17 protein-coding genes are annotated in these 21140 nt (G+C 58.9%); 14 read left to right on the forward strand and 3 right to left on the reverse strand.

Annotated features, from left to right (window positions below; translation table 11 throughout):
* Positions 1-195: 195 nt before the first annotated feature.
* The gene (locus NFR47_RS02395) at positions 196-1617 is read right to left on the reverse strand and encodes a bifunctional metallophosphatase/5'-nucleotidase (protein WP_251213990.1); all 1422 of its coding nucleotides are present in this window, start codon (positions 1615-1617) and stop codon (positions 196-198) included.
* Between the two features lie 98 nt (positions 1618-1715).
* Here NFR47_RS02395 and NFR47_RS02400 point away from each other — a divergent pair, with 98 nt between their 5' ends.
* The 14 genes from NFR47_RS02400 to NFR47_RS02465 all read left to right on the forward strand — a co-directional run bounded on the left by NFR47_RS02400 (position 1716) and on the right by NFR47_RS02465 (position 19847).
* On the forward strand, positions 1716-3386 hold the full coding sequence (locus NFR47_RS02400) for a nucleoside kinase (protein WP_251213991.1): 1671 nt from the start codon (positions 1716-1718) through the stop codon (positions 3384-3386).
* A 111-nt stretch (positions 3387-3497) separates the two neighbouring features.
* Entirely contained in the window at positions 3498-6320 is a 2823-nt protein-coding gene (gene gcvP, locus NFR47_RS02405) for an aminomethyl-transferring glycine dehydrogenase (RefSeq protein ID WP_251213992.1), read from the forward strand.
* A gap of 55 nt (positions 6321-6375) precedes the next feature.
* Entirely contained in the window at positions 6376-6948 is a 573-nt protein-coding gene (locus NFR47_RS02410; RefSeq protein WP_251213993.1) for an FKBP-type peptidyl-prolyl cis-trans isomerase, read from the forward strand.
* A 107-nt stretch (positions 6949-7055) separates the two neighbouring features.
* Positions 7056-8786, forward strand: coding sequence for a DUF4954 family protein (locus NFR47_RS02415; RefSeq protein WP_251213994.1), 1731 nt, complete (start codon positions 7056-7058; stop codon positions 8784-8786).
* A 98-nt stretch (positions 8787-8884) separates the two neighbouring features.
* Complete coding sequence (trxB, locus tag NFR47_RS02420) at positions 8885-9811, forward strand: thioredoxin-disulfide reductase (RefSeq protein WP_251213995.1); 927 nt, start codon at positions 8885-8887, stop codon at positions 9809-9811.
* Between the two features lie 9 nt (positions 9812-9820).
* Positions 9821-10771: a ribonuclease Z gene (locus tag NFR47_RS02425; protein WP_251213996.1), complete on the forward strand. Its 951-nt coding sequence runs from the start codon at positions 9821-9823 to the stop codon at positions 10769-10771.
* A complete protein-coding gene (locus NFR47_RS02430; RefSeq protein WP_251213997.1) occupies positions 10768-11523 on the forward strand; it encodes a TrmH family RNA methyltransferase in 756 nt (251 codons plus the stop codon). The genes NFR47_RS02425 and NFR47_RS02430 overlap by 4 nt, the downstream gene beginning before the upstream one ends.
* A 132-nt stretch (positions 11524-11655) precedes the next feature.
* On the forward strand, positions 11656-12750 hold the full coding sequence (gene pdxA, locus NFR47_RS02435) for a 4-hydroxythreonine-4-phosphate dehydrogenase PdxA (RefSeq protein WP_251213998.1): 1095 nt from the start codon (positions 11656-11658) through the stop codon (positions 12748-12750).
* Positions 12751-12973: 223 nt separating this feature from the next.
* Positions 12974-14926, forward strand: coding sequence for a threonine--tRNA ligase (gene thrS, locus NFR47_RS02440; protein ID WP_251213999.1), 1953 nt, complete (start codon positions 12974-12976; stop codon positions 14924-14926).
* 121 nt (positions 14927-15047) lie between these two features.
* Positions 15048-15587 carry a translation initiation factor IF-3 gene (gene infC, locus NFR47_RS02445; protein ID WP_251214000.1) on the forward strand — a complete coding sequence of 180 codons (540 nt, stop codon included), beginning with the start codon at positions 15048-15050 and terminating at the stop codon, positions 15585-15587.
* A gap of 123 nt (positions 15588-15710) precedes the next feature.
* Positions 15711-16868 carry a Fic family protein gene (locus tag NFR47_RS02450; RefSeq protein WP_251214138.1) on the forward strand — a complete coding sequence of 386 codons (1158 nt, stop codon included), beginning with the start codon at positions 15711-15713 and terminating at the stop codon, positions 16866-16868.
* Positions 16865-17830, forward strand: coding sequence for a long-chain-fatty-acid--protein ligase (locus NFR47_RS02455; protein ID WP_251214001.1), 966 nt, complete (start codon positions 16865-16867; stop codon positions 17828-17830). The genes NFR47_RS02450 and NFR47_RS02455 overlap by 4 nt, the downstream gene beginning before the upstream one ends.
* A 4-nt stretch (positions 17831-17834) precedes the next feature.
* Entirely contained in the window at positions 17835-18485 is a 651-nt protein-coding gene (locus NFR47_RS02460) for an acylneuraminate cytidylyltransferase family protein (RefSeq protein WP_251214002.1), read from the forward strand.
* A 15-nt stretch (positions 18486-18500) separates the two neighbouring features.
* Positions 18501-19847 (forward strand): sodium-dependent transporter, encoded by a 1347-nt coding sequence (locus NFR47_RS02465; protein WP_251214003.1) that lies wholly within the window; start codon positions 18501-18503, stop codon positions 19845-19847.
* Positions 19848-19911: 64 nt separating this feature from the next.
* Here NFR47_RS02465 and ribH read toward each other — a convergent pair whose 3' ends face one another.
* Together ribH and NFR47_RS02475 are read right to left on the reverse strand one after the other, a co-directional pair.
* On the reverse strand, positions 19912-20442 hold the full coding sequence (ribH, locus tag NFR47_RS02470; RefSeq protein ID WP_251214004.1) for a 6,7-dimethyl-8-ribityllumazine synthase: 531 nt from the start codon (positions 20440-20442) through the stop codon (positions 19912-19914).
* A 7-nt stretch (positions 20443-20449) separates the two neighbouring features.
* Entirely contained in the window at positions 20450-21133 is a 684-nt protein-coding gene (locus NFR47_RS02475; RefSeq protein ID WP_251214005.1) for a tetratricopeptide repeat protein, read from the reverse strand.
* Between the last annotated feature and the right edge of the window lie 7 nt (positions 21134-21140).

Below are 21140 nucleotides of genomic sequence, written 5' to 3' on the forward strand. Positions count from 1 at the left end.
AGGCGAAGTATCTTCGGCAAAGCCAAAATACGAAAAGCCGAGCGCAATGCCAAATTTATTTGAGCATTGCCGAGGCGAAGTATCTTCGGCAAAGCCAAAATACGAAAAGCCGAGCGCAATGCCAAATTTATTTGAGCATTGCCGAGGCGCGAGTATCTAAAACGCAGAGTACATACTTTCCCGAAAAAACCAAAATCAATCGGTCACAACGAGAATCTGCTGGCGCAAACGGTTGTCGGGACGCAACGGGCTGTCGTCCTCCAACTCGTCGATGAGGACGTCGGCGACCTCGTCGTCGAGGATGGCCCCGCCGTCATATTCGAGCCCCTGGTAATTCTTGAAAATATAATCGCTCGAAGCGAGCCTGTAAACCCTGCCCTCGCGCAGCTCGGGGAACCGCACGTCGAAAGCCCGGTCGGATTCGTCGACGAGGATGGTGTAAGGCGTGGTGAGAATCAAATCGAGCCGGTGCCCCTCGCGGGTGGGCTCGTTATACTTGGTGACGATCATGCGACGAATCTGCCCGGGGGTCATCTTCATGGTGGCGATGCGGGTGCCGAAAGGCTCCAAATCGTAGATACGCGCCCGGCTGACGTCGCCCGCGGGAATGGCGTCGAGCCGCACGCCGCCGACATGGTACACGCCTATGTCGGCGTCGGCCTCGTCGGCAATGGCTTCGGCCATCCAGTTGGCAAGCCCGGCCTTGTCGGCCCTGGCAGCGAAACTGCCGATGGACCTGTTGAGTTCGGCATCGGCGTAATAACCCTCGACTTGGGCAGCGAACGCGGCGTCGGGCGCATAATCGTCCAGCGGCACCACGCGGAAATCGACGCTCTGGACCTTATGCCCCCGCAGCCGGACGGTGGAGACGCCGAGGTTCTTCAGATTCTTGCCGGTCTGGGTGAGCAAAGTACCGTTGATAAGCGTATCGAGAACGACATGGGTATGACCTCCTATAACCAAATCGAACAACTGGGTCTTGCCGAGCAGCTCCATGTCACGGTCGTCGCCCATGTGGGAAAGGAGAATCAGCACATCGACCTTGGGCCGCAGGATAGCGGCATACTTGACGGCTTCGGCCTGCGGGTCGGGAAAGGCGAGCCCGACGAACGACGAACGGTTGCCGGCCGGATGGCCGGGCCCCTCGTAATTGGTGACGGCGCCGATGACCCCGATACGGACCCCGCCGCGCCGGAAAACGGCATAGGGAGCGGGCTGGGGAAAAGTGAGGGTATCGGAGAAGATGTTGGCGCTGACGACCTCGAACTCCATACTGTCGAGCATCCGGCCGAGGTAAACCTGCCCGTGGTCGAACTCGTGGTTGCCGAACGTAGCGACGTCGTAATGCAGGCGGTTCATCAACTCGATGATGGGCTTGCCGGGAGCGGGAACCTTGTCGACGAAAGCGTTGCCGGTCCAACGGTCGCCCGCGTCGACGAGCAAAACCAAATCGGTCGTATCGCGGCATGCCTGGACGGCGGCGGCCAACAACGGGAAACGCTGGATTTTGGCGTGCATGTCGTTGGTAGAGAGGACGACGAGCGTCCGCTCGCGCGGAGCGCAAGCCGCCGCGAAAAAGAAGACCGCGAAAAAACACGAACGGAAGAAATGTCTCATATTTGCAGTATTGTGGTCAATATTGGTTTGCGATGGCCAAAATTACGAAATAATTTCTATCTTTACATGCTGTAACAATGAATAATCCGCACCTACCCATGGCCGACACCATCCGCATAGTCTGCGACAACCTCGGCGGCGAAACCGAAGTCGCGGCGGGCACCCCGCTCTCGGAACTGGCCGCACGCCTCGCCCCGGGCCGCCACCCGTTTCTGGCGGCCGAAGTGAACAACCGCATCAAGGAACTCGACTACCGGATATACACCCCGGTGACGGTGCGGTTCGTAGACGTCACATCGTTCGCAGGCATAAGGGTCTACCAACGCACGGCGTGGTTCATCCTGCAAAAAGCCGTGGGCGACCTCTACCCGGGCCGGACGCTCCACATCCGCCACTCGCTGGGCCGCAGCGGATTCTACTGCGAAATCGAAGGCACGGACGAAATCGGGACGGAAGAAGCCGAAGCACTGCGCCGCCGGATGCACGAAATCGTCAGGGCCGACCTGCCGATACGCCGCACGCGGGCCCTGACGACGGAAGTGCGCAACCGCTATGCCGAATCGGGCTACGCGGACAAAATAGAACTGCTGGACACGCGCCCGCGGCTTTACAGCGAATACTACACGCTGGGCGAAACGGTGGGCTACTTCTACGGAGCGCTGGCCCCCTCGACGGGCTACATAGGCCTGTTCGGGATAGAACCCTACTACAACGGATTCTACCTGGCGCTGCCGCTCCGCACAGCCCCGGACCGCATACACACGGACTACTACCAGGAAAAGATGTTCGGCATATTCCGCGAATACCAATCGTGGGTGGAAATCATGGGCGTGCCGACCGTGGGAGCCGTGAACTCGAAAGTACTGGCGGGCGATGCGGGAGGCATGATCAAACTGGCCGAAGCGTTCCATGAACGCAAATTTGCGTGGGTGGCCGACGAAATCTACGAAGCGAACCTAAGGCGCGGAACGCGGATGGTACTGATTTCGGGCCCCTCGTCGAGCGGCAAGACGACCTCGGCGAAGCGGCTGGGCATCCAATTAGGCGTACTGGGACTAAAGCCGGTGATGATTTCGCTGGACGACTATTTTGTGGAACGCGAAAAGACCCCGCGCGACGAACACGGCGAATACGACTACGAAGCGCTGGAAGCCATCGACCTGGAACTCTTCAACGACCATCTGCGCCGTCTGATGGCGGGCGAGAGCATCGACATCCCGCGCTACGACTTCATCACGGGCAAGCGGACGAAACACGAAACGCCGCTGACGCTGGACGAGAGGTCGATACTGATCATCGAAGGCATACACGGACTGAACCCGCGGCTGACCCCCTCGATACCGGACGCGCAGAAATTCCGCATCTACATCTCGTGCTTCACGTCGGTGGCGATGGACAACCTGACGCGCATATCGACGACGGACAACCGCCTGCTGCGCCGCCTGGTCCGCGACCACGAACAACGCGGCGCCGACGCGCTGGCGACCCTGGGCCGCTGGGCGAGCGTGAGACGCGGCGAAGAAAAACACATATTCCCGTACCAAGAAAACGCGGACGTGATGCTCAACTCGTCGCTGTTCTACGAAATATCGGTCCTGCGCCCCTATGCGGAGAAGATGCTGCGCGAAGTACCGGACACGGTGGCGGAATACGACGAAGCACGGCGGATGCTGAAATTCCTGGACAACTTCATCCCGATACCGCCCGACGAAATCCCGCCGACGTCGATTCTGCGGGAATTCATCGGCGGGAGCAGCTTCAAATACTAAGCGAAACATGCGAAGCGAAAGGTGAAAAGTATGGCAAGCGCCGATGAAAGCCCTCCCACCTTTCACCTTTAACTTTTCACCTTGATTATGACATCAAACCCTTGCTAAAATATGTTCGACAATTTTTCCGCACGCCACATCGGCGTCAGCAATGAAAAGGAACTGAGCGAAATGCTCCGGACCATAGGAGTGAAGACGGTAGACGAACTGATCGGACAGGTCATACCCTCCTCGATCCGCCTGAAGAAACCGCTGGCCCTGCCCGAGGGGATGAGCGAATACGAATTTGCGGCCCACATCCGGGCGCTGGCCGACCGCAACCGCCCGCTGCGCTCGTTCATCGGCATGGGCTACTACCCGACGGCCGTGCCGGCGGCGATAACGCGCAACGTATTCGAGAATCCGGCGTGGTACACCTCGTACACCCCCTATCAAGCGGAAATCTCGCAGGGCCGCCTGGAAGCGCTGCTGAACTTCCAGACCGCGGTCATCTCGCTGACGGGCATGGAAATCGGCAACTGCTCGCTGCTGGACGAAGGCACGGCGGCGGCCGAAGCGATGGCGATGATGTACTCGCTGCGCACGCGCGAAGCGGTGAAAGAAGGCCGCAACCAACTGTTCGTAGACCGCAACATATTCCCGCAGACGCTGGACCTGCTGCTGACGCGCAGCGAACCGTTCGGCATCGAACTGATCGTAGACGACTACGACCAATATGAATTCACGGGCCGCGAATTCGGCGCGATAATACAATACCCTGCGGCTGACGGTTCGCTGCGCGACTACACGGACTTCGCGGCGGCGGCCCATGCCAAGGGAGCACTGGTGACGGCCGTGGCGGACCTGCTGGCGCTGGCGCTGCTGAAAGCTCCGGGCGAATGGGGCGCCGACATCGCGGTGGGCTCGGCCCAGAGACTGGGACTGCCGATGGGGCTGGGCGGCCCGGGTGCGGGCTACATGACCACGCGCGAAGCCTACAAGCGCAACATGCCGGGCCGGATAATCGGCGTATCGGTAGACCGCCTGGGCAACAAGGCCCTGCGCATGGCGCTCCAGATGCGCGAACAGCACATCAAACGCGAACGCGCGACGTCGAACATCTGCACGGCGTCGGCGCTGATGGCCTCGATGGCGGGCTTCTACTGCGTGTACAACGGACCGGAGAGACTGCGCCGAGCGGCGGAAACGGCCCACCGGGCCGCGGTGACGGCAGCCCGGGCGCTGGAAGCGCTGGACTACAAACTGACGTCGCGGGAATTCTTCGACACGCTGGAAACGGAAGCGGAAGCGGCCGTAGTACAATCGCTGGCGCTGGAATGCGGCATCAACTTCTACTATCCGACGGAAGGAACGGTGCGCATGTCGTTCGACGAAGTGACGACGGCGGCGGAAATCGAGGAAGTGGTGCGCATCTTTGCCGCAGCCAAGGGCAAACGGGTCAAGGCGGTAAAACCCGCCACGGATAACGCCCTGCCGCCGACGCTGCGCCGCACGACCGCCTATCTGCAAGAACCCGTCTTCAACAGCTACCGCTCGGAGAGCGCGCTGATGCGCTACATCAAGAAACTGGAACTGCGCGACATATCGCTGGCTAACTCGATGATTTCGCTGGGCTCGTGCACGATGAAACTCAACGCGGCGGCGCTGATGCAACCGCTGTCGCTGGCGGGGTTCCAGAACATGCACCCATTTGCCCCGGCGGACCAAGCCGAGGGCTACATGCAACTGATCCGCGAACTGGAACAAGACCTGGCGACGATAACGGGGCTGGCGGCCTGCTCGCTGCAACCCAACTCGGGCGCGGCAGGCGAATACGCGGGACTGATGGTCATCCGGGCCTACCACCAAAGCCGCGGCCAAGGCTACCGCAACATCGTACTCATACCGGCCTCGGCCCACGGCACGAACCCGGCGTCGGCGGCGATGGCGGGAATGAAAATCGTGACGGTAGCGTGCGACGAAAAAGGCAACATCGACGTAACGGACCTGGAAGCCAAGGCGAAAGAACACGCCTCGGAACTATGCGGCCTGATGGTGACCTACCCCTCGACGCACGGCGTATTCGAGAGCCGCATCCGCGACATCGTGGAAATTGTACACGACGCAGGCGGCCAAGTTTACATGGACGGGGCGAACATGAACGCGCAGGTGGGTCTGACGAACCCGGGCTACATAGGCGCAGACGTGTGCCACCTGAACCTGCACAAGACCTTTGCGATGCCCCACGGCGGCGGCGGACCGGGCGTAGGCCCGATCTGCGTGGCGGAACACCTGCGGACGTTCCTGCCCTCGCACCCGGTGATGCCGACGGGCGGCGAAGAAGGCATCACGGCGGTGGCGTCGGCCCCCTGGGGCTCGGCGATGCTGCTGCCGATCACCTACGGCTACATCCGGATGCTGGGCGGCGAAGGACTGCGCCGTGCGACGGAAATGGCCATCGTGAACGCGAACTACATGTCGTCGGCACTGGCGCCCGAATACCGGACCTACTACACGGGCGAAACGGGCCGTGTGGGCCACGAAATGATCCTTGACCTGACGAACTTCAAGAAAGACTACAACATCGACTGCGGCGACATAGCCCACCGCCTGATGGACTACGGATTCCATGCTCCGACCCTCTCGTTCCCGGTACACGAGACGCTGATGGTGGAACCTACGGAATCGGAACCCAAGGCAGAGATGGACCGCTTCGTGGAAGCGCTGGTACGAATCAAACGCGAATGCGAAGCGGCGGCGGGCGAAGCGGACAACGTAGTGGTGAACGCTCCGCACACGGCCGAAGAACTGGCGGGCGACTGGACCCACCCCTACACGCGCGAAGAAGCGGCCTACCCGCTGGCGTGGGTGCGCGAAGCGAAATTCTATCCCCATGTGACGAAGATAGACAACGGCTACGGAGACCGGAACCTGTGCTGTGTGAATGTGGAATAAATTTTGAAAGCGGAGGAATTTGGACTACCTTTGCGACCTAAAAAACCGAAAAGCAATGAAAGCAGAACAAAACAAGATGGTCGGTGTGGACTACAAACTGACCGTAGACGGACAAATCGCCGACCAGTCGCGCCCGGGACAACCCCTCGAATTCATCTTCGGAACGGGGATGCTGCTGCCGAAATTCGAGGCGGCTATCGAAGGCAAGGAACCGGGCGAGAAAGTGACGTTCACGCTGGAACCCAAGGACGGATACGGCGAATACATGGCCGAAGCGGTGGTGGACCTGCCGAAAAACATATTCATGGTGGACGGAAAGGTAGCCGAAGACATCCTGTTCGAGGGCTCGCAGGTACCGATGAGCGACGCCCAGGGCAACCGCATGATGGGCGTGGTGAAAGAAGTGGGCGACGAAACGGTGAAGATGGACTTCAACCACCCGATGGCGGGCAAGACGCTGAACTTCGAGGTGGAAGTGGTGACCGTGCGCGACGTGACGCCCGAAGACCTGCAAAGCCACTGCTCGTGCGGCTCGTGCGGAGGAGACCACGACTGCGGCGGCGAATGCGGCCATGACGACTGCGGCTGCGGCGGCCACGAACACGACGGCCACTGCAACTGCCACTAAACACACGAAGACGGGCCGGAGCCCGAAAGAAAAAGATGAGAGGAAAAACCTTTCATCTTTTTTTATTGACGACGAATCGCTATATTTGCACGAATCAAACCACACGAATGTCCCGACTGAGAAAGATGACCGCGGCGGAAATCGCGGCAGCGGAAAAAAACGGCACGACGGCCGAAGACTGGTCGCAAATCGCTGTAAGCGAAGGCTTCGACCCGGCGCAAGTAGAACGGAGCCGACTGGAAGGGCGTGTGGAAATCGGAGAGGGAGCCCGCATTGTCCGCTCGCGGGTGAAGAACTACCGGATAGGCCCGGGCACGCTGGTCGAAGACGTGACGGCGCTGGAATGCCGCCGCCGGACGACCTTCGGAAACGGAGTGAAAGCGGCGACGATGAACGAATGCGGCGGCCGGGCGGTAGCCATCTGCGACCGACTGTCGGCGCAAACCGCCTACCTGCTGGCAGTCTACCGCCATCGGCCGAAACTTATAGAAACGCTGGAAAAAATCATCGGCGACTACGCCGAAACCCGGGCGTCGGAGACGGGCGAGACGGGCCGCGACTGCCGCATAAGAGGCGCCCGGTTCATCCGCGAAACCCGGCTGGGCGACGGCGTGGAAATAGACGGGGCGTCGATACTGGAAAACGGGACGCTGTGCGACGGAACGCGGATAGGCCCGGACGTGAAAGCCTACGACTTCATAGCGGCGGAAAACGCGCGAATAGACAACGGAACGACGCTGGAACGCTGCTTTGTGGGCGAAAGCTGCCGTCTCGACAAGGGATTCACGGCGGCGGAATCGCTGTTCTTCGCCAACTGCCACTGCGAAAACGGCGAAGCAGCGTCGATATTCGCAGGCCCCTACACGGTATCGCACCACAAATCGTCGCTGCTGATAGCGGGCATGTTCTCGTTCTTCAACGCGGGCAGCGGCTCGAACCAAAGCAACCACCTGTTCAAGAGCGGAGCCGTACACCAGGCGGTGCACCTGCGCGGCTGCAAATTTGCAAGCGGCGCCTATATCATGTCGCCCGCCATCGAAGGAGCCTTCACGATGGTCAAAGGAAACCACGCCGACCACCACGACACGGCGATATTCCCCTACTCCTACCTGATGGAAAAGGAGGGCCGCTCCCACCTGCTGCCGGGAGCCAACCTGACGAGCTACGGCACGGTGCGCGACCTGGAAAAATGGCCCGCCCGCGACCGCCGGACGGTAGGCCGCGACGTGATAAACTTTGAAGAACACAACCCCTGCGTGACGGGAACGATGCTGCGGGCCGTAGACACGCTCCACATGCTGCGCGACCAAGACCCGGCGGCGGGACAATACGCCTACGGCAAGACGGTGGTCCGCGCGACGGCCCTGCAACGCGGCATCAAACTCTATGACAAAGCCATCGTAGCGGCGCTGGGCGCGATGCTGGACGGCGGAACACCCGACCCCCGCTACGACGGAACGGGCCGCTGGATAGACGTGGCGGGCCAATACATCACCAAACGCGAGACGGAAGCGATAGCGGACGACATAGAAACGGGCGCGCTGCGGACCCTGGAAGAAATCGACAACCGGTTCCGGGTATTCCATGTACACTATGGAACATACGCCCGCAGCTGGGCCGAACAGATCTATGCGTCGCTGCTGGGCCACACCCCCACGGCCGAAGAGATCCGGGAAGCCATCGAAGCGGGCCGCAACGCCCACGCCGCGATGCGCCGCACGACCGACGCCGACCGCGACCGCGACTGCTCCCTGGCGCTGGCGGTGAGCTACGGAGCCGACAGCGAAGACGAAACGGAAATCCGGGCGGACTACCGGGCGGTGAGAGGGCTGAAATAGGAAACGTTTGCGGTACGCGGAGTGCAGAACCGAACCTATTCGGGCTGCCGTGACGGAAAAACCTGCGAAAATCGAACACAAAACAAAACGACGAAAATATGGAACCCGAAAGAATCAAGGTACTGATAATAGGCAGCGGCCCTGCGGGCTACACCGCGGCCATCTACACGTCGCGGGCCAACCTCGGACCGGTGCTCTACGAAGGCATCGAACCGGGCGGCCAACTGACGACGACGACCGAAGTGGAGAACTTCCCGGGCTATCCGGAGGGAGTGGACGGCAACCAGCTGATGGCCGACCTGCGCAAACAAGCCGAACGCTTCGGAACCGAAATCCGCACGGGCACGATAACGACGGCGGACCTGTCGTCGAGGCCGTTCCACATCGTAGTGGACGGGACGAAAGAAATCGAAGCCGAAAGCATCATCATAGCGACGGGCGCGACGGCGAAATACCTGGGGCTCCCCTCGGAGACGAAATACCGCGGCCAAGGGGTGAGCGCCTGCGCCACGTGCGACGGCTTTTTCTACCGCAAGAAAGACGTGGCGGTAGTGGGCGGCGGCGACACGGCCTGCGAAGAAGCGACCTACCTGGCGTCGCTCTGCCGCAAAGTCTACATGATAGTCCGCAAACCCTATCTGCGGGCCTCGAAAGCGATGCAGGAACGGGTATTCAACACCCCCAACATCGAAGTGCTCTTCGAGCACAACACGGCCGAAGTGCTGGGCGACGAAACGGGCGTGACGGGAGCCCTGCTGCGCAAGAACGACGGCACGGAGACGAAGATAGACATAGCGGGATTCTTCCTGGCGATAGGCCACCATCCGAACACGGAACTTTTTGCGGACCAGCTGGAACTGGATACCGAGGGATATATAAAGGTAGAAGCCGGAACGTCGAAGACGAACATCGAAGGAGTATTCGCGGCGGGCGACGTGAAAGACCCCCACTACCGCCAAGCCATCACGGCGGCGGGCTCGGGCTGCGTGGCGGCGCTGGACTGCGAACGGTTTCTGCTGAGATAAATGCGACGGGTGAGCTTCGCAGTCACCATACTGGGGTCGTCGTCGGCCAAACCGACCGCCACGCGCCACCCGTCGGCGCAGGTGGTGAACATACACGAACAGCACTACCTGGTCGATGCGGGCGAAGGGACCCAACAACAGATGGCGCGCGCGGGCATCAACCCGCTGAAACTGCGGGCCGTATTCATATCGCACCTGCACGGCGACCATGTGTACGGACTGTTCCCGCTGCTCTCGACGCTGGGCCTCTACGGCCGCCGCACGCCGCTGCCGATTTATGCCCCGGCGCCGCTGGGCGAAATACTGACCGCCCACCTGCGCTATTTCGACAGCGACCTGCCCTACGAAACGGAGTGGCACGAAGTACGGACGACGGAGCACACGCTGCTGCTGGAAAACCGGACGCTCGAAGTGTGGAGCATTCCGCTGCGCCACCGGATAGCGACGGCGGGCTATCTGTTCCACGAGAAAACACCGCCGCTGAACGTCGACAAATTCAAGATTGCGAAATACGGCCTTACGATTGCGCAGATTGCGGCGGCGAAACGGGGCGAAGCGGTGACGCTCGACACGGGCGAGACGATTCCGAACGAAGAACTGACCTACCTGCCCTACCGGCCGCGAACCTATGCCTATCTGTCGGACACGGCCTACTCGGCCAAGGCGGCGGAACTGGCGGCGGGAGCGGACCTGATGTACCACGAAGCGACCTATGCGGCGGCCGAACGCAAGACGGCCCGGCAACGGGGCCACTCGACGACGGAAGATGCGGCCAAAGCAGCGCTGCGGGCGGGAGCCGGACGACTGATAATCGGCCACTACTCGTCGCGCTACAAGGACGAACAGGTGCTGGTCGACGAAGCCCGCGAACTATTCCCGGAGACCTACCCAGCCGTCGAGGGAAGCACGTTCATGATAGAAAAGAGACGCCCCGACAGCGGGGCTGACAAAAACCGATGACGAAAGCAGAGATACAACTGGTCCGGGCGCTGGCCGACAAACGGGGCCGGACGGAACACGGGCTGTTCGTGGCCGAGGGCGAAAAACTCGTAAGCGAACTGCGCGCCTCACGCCTGCGAATCCGCAAGATATTTGCGCTGGAAGGAGTGTTCGAGGGACCGGAAGTGGAGACGGTAAGCCCGCATGACATGGAACGGCTGTCGCTGCTGAAGACGGCCAACAACTCGCTGGCGCTGGTGGAGATACCCCGCCATGACCTCGGAACGGTACATGCAGACGAAGAACTGGTGCTGGCGCTGGACGAAGTACAGAACCCCGGCAATTTGGGGACCATCGTCCGGCTGGCGGACTGGTTCGGGATAACCGACATCGTCTGCTCGGAAAACTCGGCCGACTGCTTCAACCCCAAGGTGGTGCAGGCGACGATGGGAGCGATTCTGCGGGTACGGGTCCACTACACGAACCTGCCGCAGTTCCTAAGCGAAGCTGCGAAACGGGGCACGGAAATCTACGGCACTTTCCTGGAGGGCGAAAACCTCTACGACACGCCGCTGACGCCGACGGGAATCATTGTGATGGGCAACGAAGGCCGCGGGGTGACGGAAGCGACGGCCCGGACGGTGACCCGCAAACTGTTCATCCCACCCTACCCGGCCGACCGCCGGGGCTCGGAATCGCTCAATGTGGCGATGGCGACGGGAGTGGTATGCGCTGAATTCAGAAGAAGAACCGCGAAACCGAAACAGACTTAGATTCTTCGCTGCACTCAAAATGACACGCACAGGCCAAGGCTGTGCCGGGATGAGAAAACCGACACGAAAACAACCGATAAATTTGGCATTGCGAGCGGGTTATCGTATATTTGTTGAGAAAAACGAACGACCATGTCGGAACACAAACTCAAGATAGGAATCACTCAGGGCGACCCGAACGGAATCGGCTGGGAAATCATACTCAAAGCGCTGGCGGACACCCGCATGACCGAAGTCTGCACTCCGGTCGTCTACGGCTCGGCCAAAGCGGCGGACTACTACCGCAAGACGCTGGCGGAACCGACCGAGACGACGTTTCACGCGGTTACATCGGCCCATGAAGCCCGCCGCGGCAAAATCAGCATAGTGGACTGCGGAGAAACGGAACGCATAGAACCGGGGCAGGCGACGCCCGAAGCAGGCCGGGCAGCAGTGGAAGCACTGCGCCGTGCGATGCAAGACCTCAAGGAGGGCTATCTGGACGCCTTGGTGACAGCACCGTTCGACAAAGAGACGGTACAGAGCGACGAATTCCGCCACACGGGCCACACGGAATATCTGGGTGCCGAACTGGGCGGGGAACCGCTGATGATCATGTGCAGCGAAATACTGCGCATCGGACTGGTGACCAAACACATCCCGGTCTCGGAAATCAGCCGCAACATCACGAAAGAAAAAATCGTCCGCGACCTGGAGACAATGCGCCGCACGCTTATCGAAGATTTCGGGATAGTAGAACCCCGGATAGCGGTCATGGCGCTGAATCCTCATGCGGGAGACGGCGGTCTGCTGGGCACGGAAGAGACGGGAATCATCAAACCGGCGATAGTAGAAGCCTATGGCAAAGGCATATTGGCATTCGGTCCGTTTGCGGCCGACGGTCTGTTTGCGGGAGGCGGCTACACGCGCTATGACGGCATCTTGGCGATGTACCACGACCAAGGGCTGGCGCCGTTCAAGAGCCTGTCGCCGGACGGAGTGAACTTCACGGCGGGCCTTGGAGCGATCCGCACGTCGCCCGACCACGGAACGGCGTTCGACATAGCTGGACAAGACAAAGCCGACCCGCAGTCGATGCGCAACGCGATTTACACGGCCATCGACATCACAGGACACCGCCGAGCCTGGGCTGCCTGGACGGCGAACCCGCTGCCCCATGCGGAACGCGAACGCGGCCACCGCGACAACCCGGGGCGGGAAACAGGCCGGGCGGAACGCGAAGAATAAGACGTTACATGTTCGGGCGATGCTGAGGAGAAAAGCGGCGCGAACATGAACGATTCAAAAAACCGAACCGAATTCAAGCCCTGCCGAGACGAGAAAAAGCGCGCGAACGTGCCCGAAATCGGAAGAATATTATAACTTTGCAACGTAAAAACGGACAACCCAAGGCGTATTCCGTCTCGTAATTGTGGAAGCGCCGACGGCCCGAAACCAAACCGATACGAAAATGATCAAAATCACCTTTCCCGACGGCTCGGCGCGCGAGTACGAAAAGGGAACAACGGCCTACCGAATCGCGGAGAGCATCAGCCCTCGTTTAGCTGCCGACTCTCTGGCCGCCTCGGTAAACGGCGCGACGGTCGACATGACGCGCCCGATCGAAGAAGACGCTTCGGTCCGATTCTACAAATGGGACGACGCCGAAGGCAAACACGCATTCTGGCACACGTCGTCGCACCTGCTGGCCGAAGCGCTGGAAGCCCTCTATCCGGGCATCAAATTCGGCATAGGCCCGGCCATCGAAAACGGCTTCTACTACGACGTGGACAGCCCGGCGCCGATAACGGAAGCCGACCTGGAAAAGATAGAACAAAAGATGCAGGAACTTGCGCGCAACAAGGAAGAACTGGTGCGCCGCGAAGTCCCGAAAGCCGAAGCCCTGAAAAATTTCACGGAAAAAGGCGACCCCTATAAAGTCGAACTGATAACCGACCTGGAAGACGGCACGATTTCGTTCTACACGAACGGCTCGTTCACCGACCTGTGCCGCGGCCCGCACATCCCGAACACGGGCTACATCAAGGCGATAAAACTGACCTCGGTGGCGGGAGCCTACTGGCGCGGAAACGAAAAGAACAAGATGCTGACCCGCATCTACGGCATTGCGTTCCCGAAGAAGTCGATGCTGGACGAATACCTTGCGATGATGGAGGAAGCGAAGAAACGCGACCACCGCAAACTGGGCAAGGACCTGGAACTGTTCACGTTCTCGCAACGGGTGGGCCAAGGCCTGCCGCTGTGGCTGCCGAAAGGAGCCGCCCTGCGCGACCGTCTGGAACAATTCCTGCGCGGAGTACAGAAAGAATACGGCTACCAACAAGTAATCACGCCGCACATCGGAAACAAGGAACTCTATGTGACGTCGGGCCACTACGCAAAATACGGCAAAGACTCGTTCCAACCGATTCATACCCCGATTGAGGGCGAAGAATACCTGCTCAAACCGATGAACTGCCCGCACCACTGCGAAATCTACCGCTCGAAACCCCGCTCGTACAAGGAACTGCCTGTGAGACTGGCGGAATTCGGAACGGTATACCGCTATGAACAATCGGGCGAACTGCACGGACTGACGCGCGTACGCGGATTCACGCAAGACGATGCGCACCTGTTCGTACGGCCGGACCAACTGCTGGAAGAATTCGAGCGCGTAATCGACATTGTACTCTACATCTTCAAGACGCTGAAATTCGACAACTATACGGCACAGATTTCGCTGCGCGACCCGAACAACACGGAAAAGTACATCGGCTCGGACGAAAACTGGGAAAAAGCCGAATCGGCGATCATGCAAGCGACCAAGGAAAAAGGACTGAACACGGTAGTGGAATACGGCGAAGCAGCCTTCTACGGCCCGAAACTGGACTTCATGGTCAAAGACGCCATAGGCCGCAAATGGCAGCTGGGCACGATTCAAGTAGACTACAACCTGCCGGAACGCTTCGACCTGACATACAAGGGAGCGGACGACAAACTACATCGCCCGATTATGATTCACCGTGCGCCGTTCGGCTCGATGGAACGCTTCGTAGCCGTACTGCTGGAACACACGGGCGGCAAATTCCCGCTGTGGCTGTCGCCGGACCAAGTAGTGGTACTGCCGATTTCGGAGAAGTTCAACGACTACGCGCAAAAGGTAACCGACTATCTGAACGCCCACGACATCCGTGCGCAGATAGACGACCGCAACGAGAAAATCGGCCGCAAAATCCGCGACAACGAACTTAAACGAATCCCCTATCTGCTGATTGTAGGCGAAAAAGAAGCGGCGGAAAACCTGGTATCGGTCCGTGCCCAAGGCGAAGGAGACCAAGGCCAGATGCCGCTGGAAACCTTCAAAGACCGCATAACCGACCAGGTGAAAGCGGAAATGGAAGCCAACAAACTGAAGAGAGAATAACGGAAGCGGCGAAAACCGCGGCCCATTGTAACACAAACCAAAAACACATACAACTATCGCAGCACCGAAACCGTTCCCGCCGAGGCCGTTCAACCCCGGGGACAACCGACCGAAACCGGCAATGGGCGGACGCCGTCCGCCTGTCAAGGAAAATCCCCACCGCATCAACTCGGAGATAACAGCCCCCGAAGTACGTGTGGTAGGCGAAAACATCGAACAACCGCAAGTCCTTCCGCTCCGCGAAGCCCTGCGCCTTGCGGACGAAATGGAATTGGACCTGATCGAAATTTCGCCCAAAGCCGACCCTCCCGTCTGCCGGATTGCCGACTATCAGAAATTCCTGTATCAACAAAAAAAGAAAGCCAAGGAACTGAAAGCCAATCAGGTGAAAGTTACGATCAAGGAAATCCGGTTCGGACCCCAAACCGATGACCATGACTACAACTTCAAACTGAAACATGCGACGAACTTTCTGAAAGAAGGCTCGAAAGTCAAGGCCTATGTATTCTTCCGCGGCCGCTCGATCGTATTCAAGGAGCAAGGCGAAATCCTGCTGCTGCGCTTTGCCACCGACCTTGAAGAAGTAGCCAAAGTAGAGATGATGCCCAAACTGGACGGCAAGAAGATGAACATGATGCTTGCCCCGAAAGGAAAGAAATAACCCCCTTTCGACAACCGCAACGTATGAGAAATTCATAATCGGAGAATCGTGCCGATTATGAATTTCTTGTATCTTTGCAAAACGACATACCGCCTGCGCGCTCTACCTGCAAAAACGCTCCGCATGTACACCCCACCGTTCAAAATAACCACCCGAGCCATCAACCTCATTGCCGAAATATCGGCGATGGTGGAACGGTTTGCTATCCGGATGGAACAGGACGATGCACTGCTATTGCGGAAAATCAACCGCATCAAGACGATTCAAGGCTCGCTGGCCATTGAAGGGAACACACTGACGGAAAGCCAGATAACCGACATCATAGACGGGAAACACGTTGTAGCACCGATTCGCGAAATCCAAGAAGTAAGGAACGCCATCAAAACCTACAACCTCTACTCGCAACTCGACCCCTACTCGGTGAAAGACCTACTGCGAGCGCACGGAGTAATGATGGAAGCCCTGGCCGACGATGCGGGGCATTTCCGCAAAAGCGGCGTCGGAGTATTCGCCGGAGCGAAAGCGATTCACATAGCACCGCCTGCAAACCGAGTTCCGACGCTGATTGCCGATCTGTTCGAGTGGCTGAAAAAAGCGGATGACCACCTACTGATTAAAAGCTGCGTATTTCATTACGAATTCGAGTTCATCCACCCGTTCAGCGACGGAAACGGACGAACCGGAAGACTATGGCAATCGCTGATACTGGGCCAACTACATCCCGTATTCGAGCACTTGCCTATCGAAAACATGGTATATGCCAACCAACAAGGCTACTACGATGCCATCAACCGTAGCTCGGCCGAAGCCAACAGCGGAATCTTCATAGACTTCATGCTGGAAGAAATATTCAAGACGCTGAAAAAGAGACAAGGCAAACCCCTGGACGAAACATCGTATCCCGTCGACACCGATATACCCAAATTGGAAGTTCACGATATAGTCCATGAATTCAACCATGATATTCCTATAATAACCAGATACCCCCAAGAAATACCAAGCAACACCCAAGAAACAAAACATATCACCCAAGAAAAAGAAATAAACACCCGAGAAATTAATGACTTCACCCAAGAAAACCCAAGAAACACCCAAGAAAAGATACTGACGGCGATACAAAATAACCCAAGAATAACCCGCCGAGAACTGGCCGTACTACTGAACCGCACCGAAGACAGCATCAAATACCAACTGCTGAAACTCACCCGACAAGGAATCATCAAACACGTCGGAGCAACCAAGGCAGGCGAATGGCAGATTCTAAAAGAAAACCACCGATGAACAACGCGTGCGAAATATTCGACATAAAAACCGAACTGGAATTTGAACGCGCGGCGCTGGAACTATTCCGGAAACAAGCGGAAAAATGCCCGCCCTATCGGGAATATCTGTCGCTGATAGGAGTAAATCCTGAGGAAGTAGACGAATACGGAAAGATACCGCATCTGCCGATAGAACTATTCAAGACCCACGACGTCTACTGCGGAGACGACAAACCGGAGGCGGTTTTCACGTCGAGCGCGACGACGGGAATGACCCCGTCACGCCACCCGATGCACTCGCTGGCCCACTACGAACGAACATTCCGCACGGCATTCCGGACGTTCTATGGCGAACCGTCGCGCTGGAGCCTGTACGCGCTGCTACCGAACTACCTGCGCCGCCAAGGCTCATCGCTGGTCTACATGGCCGACCGATTGATAAGAGAATGCGGCTCGGGCGGCTTCTATTTAGACGACTGCGACCGTCTGCTGCACGACATGGCTACCGACCCGAAACCGAAAATCCTGCTGGGAGTGAGCTATGCACTATGGGACCTTGCCGAAAAATATGCACCGAAACTACCCGACACGATAATTATGGAAACGGGCGGAATGAAAGGCTACCGCGAAGAACTGCCCAAAGAAGAATTCCACAAGATACTCTGCACGGCATTCGGCGTGCAAGAAATCCACTCGGAATACGGGATGGCGGAACTCACCTCGCAAGCCTACTCCGAGGGCGGGAACCGCTTCCACTGTCCGGCATGGATGCGGGTAACGGCCCGCGACATCAACGACCCGCGCGACCTGCTGCCTGCCGGCACTCGCGGAGGACTGAACGTAACCGACCTGGCCAACCGCTGGTCGTGCGCATTTATCGAAACACAGGACGCAGGACGCGTATTTCCCGACAGCTCGTTCGAGGTGGAAGGCCGCATCGACCATGCGGAAATCCGCGGCTGCAACCTGTTAGTACAATAAACCGATGAAAACCGTAGCATTCGTACCCATCCGCCTGAACAGCCAACGTGTCGAGGGCAAGAACCTGCGACGATTAGGCGGCGAACCGCTGATGTGCCACATCCTTGAAACGCTGCTCCGCACGGAACGGATCGACGAAGTGTACGTTTATTGCAGCAACGAAGAAATCCGCCCGCTGCTGCCGGAGGGAGTGAAGTTGCTGCGACGCGCCGAAGAACTGGACCGCGACACGACGCTGGGCCGCGAAATATACGACGCCTTTACGGCCGAAGTGGAAGCCGACTACTATGTACTGGCCCACGCGACCTCGCCTTTCATCCGCCCGAAGACGATAGACGACGCGCTGGAAAAAGTACTTACGGGCACTTTCGATTCGGCATTCAGCGTGGAAAAGATACAGACGTTCGCATGGTACGAAGGCCGACCGCTGAACTACTCGCCGGATAACGTACCCCGCACGCAGACCCTCGAACCGGTCTACATAGAGACGAGCGCGTTTTTCATCTTTCCGCGCGAACTATGGTGCGAACGGCATCGGCGCATAGGCGACCACCCCTACATGGCGGTGGTGGACCGCATCGAAGGGCTGGACATCGACTACCCGGAAGATTTTGCGATGGCCGAAGTAATTGCGGCAGCGAGAGGAATAGATTAGGTAAAAATCAACGGAATGAAACACACGCAGCGGGCCACCTTGGGCGGCAAACTGAGCGCCGTGCTGGTTGCGGCGGGGAGCTCGGTCGGGCTGGGCAACATCTGGCGCTTTCCCTACGTAGCGGGAGACAACGGCGGCGGCGCCTTTCTGGCGATATACATCCTGTGCGTACTGATAATAGGACTGCCGCTGATGATTGCCGAATTCTCGGTAGGCCGCGCGTCGCACAAAAACGCCGTAGGCGCCTATCGTGCACTCGACCGCAAATGGAGCTTCCTGGGCTACAACGGAGTACTGGCGGCATTCCTGATTCTGGGCTTTTATTTTGTGGTCTCGGGCTGGACGGCGGAGTACATGGTCCACTCGGTGACGGGCGAACTGGCTCGCTACACCACGGCCGAAGAATACACGGCCATGTTCGAGCGGTTCATCGGCAACCCGTGGCGACCGCTGCTCTACACATCGGTGTTCATCCTGGCGACCCACTTCATCATCGCGCTGGGAGTACAAAAGGGCATCGAACGCTCGGCCAAGGTACTGATGCCGCTGCTTTTCGTCATCTTGGTTGCGCTGGCCATCCACTCGCTGCTGATGCCCAACGGAGCCGAGGGGCTGAAATTCTTCTTGAAACCCGACTTCTCGAAAATTGGCCCGGCAACCGTACTGACAGCCTTGGGACAAGCGTTCTTCTCGCTTTCCATCGGCATCGGAACGATGGTGACCTATGCGTCGTACTTCAAGCCCGAAACCAACCTGCGGCACACGGCCCTCAACGTGACGATACTGGACACGCTGGTGGCTCTGCTGGCGGGAATCGTCATCTTCCCGGCCGTCTTCAGCGTGGGCATCGAACCCTCGTCGGGGCCGTCGCTGGTATTCATCACCCTGCCGGGAATCTTCAACGGGATGCCGTGGAGCATGGTCTGGTCGTCGGTTTTCTTCCTGCTACTGATCGTAGCGGCCCTCACGTCGACGATTTCGCTGCACGAAGTCATCACGGCTTACATGCACGAAGAATGGCACCTGAGCCGCAAAGCCGCGGCATGGGCCACGACGGGAGCCACGATGGTATTGGCAGCCTTGGCATCGCTGTCGCTGGGCGTGCTGAGCGGCTGGAAAATCTGCGGGCTGAACCTTTTCGATTCGCTGGACTATCTGACGGCCAACATCCTGCTCCCGGCAGGCGGATTCTTTACCTGCATATTTGTCGGCTGGCGGCTCGATCGCAAAGTGCTCGAAGCACAGGTCACCAACGACGGACACTTGCCGTTCCGCATCCGGAAAGTCTTCGTTTTCCTGCTGCGCTATCTCTGCCCGGCGGTACTGCTGCTTGTCTTCCTGGATAACTTGGGAGCATTCTGAGCCGAACACAAAAAAGAGTTGTCTGCTTACAGACAACTCTTTTTTATCGGGGATTCCGGACCGTCTAATTGATGTTGCGGCGGTCGGGCTCGCGGTCGGGCGAAGCGGCATCCATCTCGACCTGCAACTTCACCATATTGATAGCCGTAGCGGCGGCTTCGTCGCCCTTGTTGCCCAAACGACCGCCGCAACGGTCGAGGGCCTGCTGCATGTCGTTGACGGTCAGCACGCCGAACGCGACGGGCATGTTCCACTGCAACTGCAACTGCGTGATGCCCTGCGTGACGCCCTGGCAGATGAAATCGAAATGACGCGTATCGCCCTGCACGACGCACCCGAGCACGATGACGGCATCGACATCGGTATACTCGGCGAAGAACTGGGCACCCAACGCCAGCTCGAACGTACCGGGAACGTACTTGATCTGAATGTTCAGATCGGAACACCCGGCGGCCCGCAAGGTACGCACAGCACCTTCCAGCAAGGCCTCTGTGACCTCGCGGTTCCATTCGGCCACCACGATGCCGAAGCGCATGTCGGCGGCCGACGGCAGCGGAGCGTCGAATTTGGAAAGGTTATGATTCCGGGTTGCCATCCGCAGTTCAGTTTACGCCGCCCAACAGCTTCTCGGCCTGGCTGGCCTCCATGGACATGGGGTAGTCGGCCAAAATACGCTCGCAGAGAGCGGCGGCCTGCGTGCGGTTGCCCGCAGCCTGCTCGGCCAACGCCTGCTTGTAGAGGTACAGGGGTGCCGTCAAATTGTTGTCCGAAGCCTTGGCGGCCTTGGCGAACAGCTTGGCAGCCTTGGCATAGTCCTGCTGCTCGACAGCGACATCGCCCTGCAAACCGAGATTCTGCGCGTTGATGATTTGCCCGGGCAGCCCCTTGACGGGCGAGAACTTGGCCAGGTAAGCGGCGGCGTTCTCCAAATCGCCCATGTGCAGGTAGCAGATACCGGCGTAGTGCTTGGCGAGGTTGCCTGCCGGAGTGGCCCCGTAACGCTCGATGACCTCGAGGAATCCGGCGCCGCTGTCATCGCCCAAAAGCGCCAGCTCGTAATCGGGCGTCTCCTGCTCGAAACGGTTCTGCGCCTCGGCGATCAAGGCCGCTGCCTTCTCGGCACGCGGAGCGACGACAAGCGCCCGGTAACCGAAGACCAGCGCCGCCACGACGAACAGCGCGAGAATCAGATAAGACATCGTCCGGCCGTGCTTCTCGAGGAAGGACTCGGTCCGGTTCATTGCTTCGCCGAGCGATTCCTGCCCGGCAGTCTGCTGATTTGCCATAATGTAT

The organism is Alistipes muris (assembly GCF_943193205.1).
Lineage (GTDB): Bacteria > Bacteroidota > Bacteroidia > Bacteroidales > Rikenellaceae > Alistipes > Alistipes muris.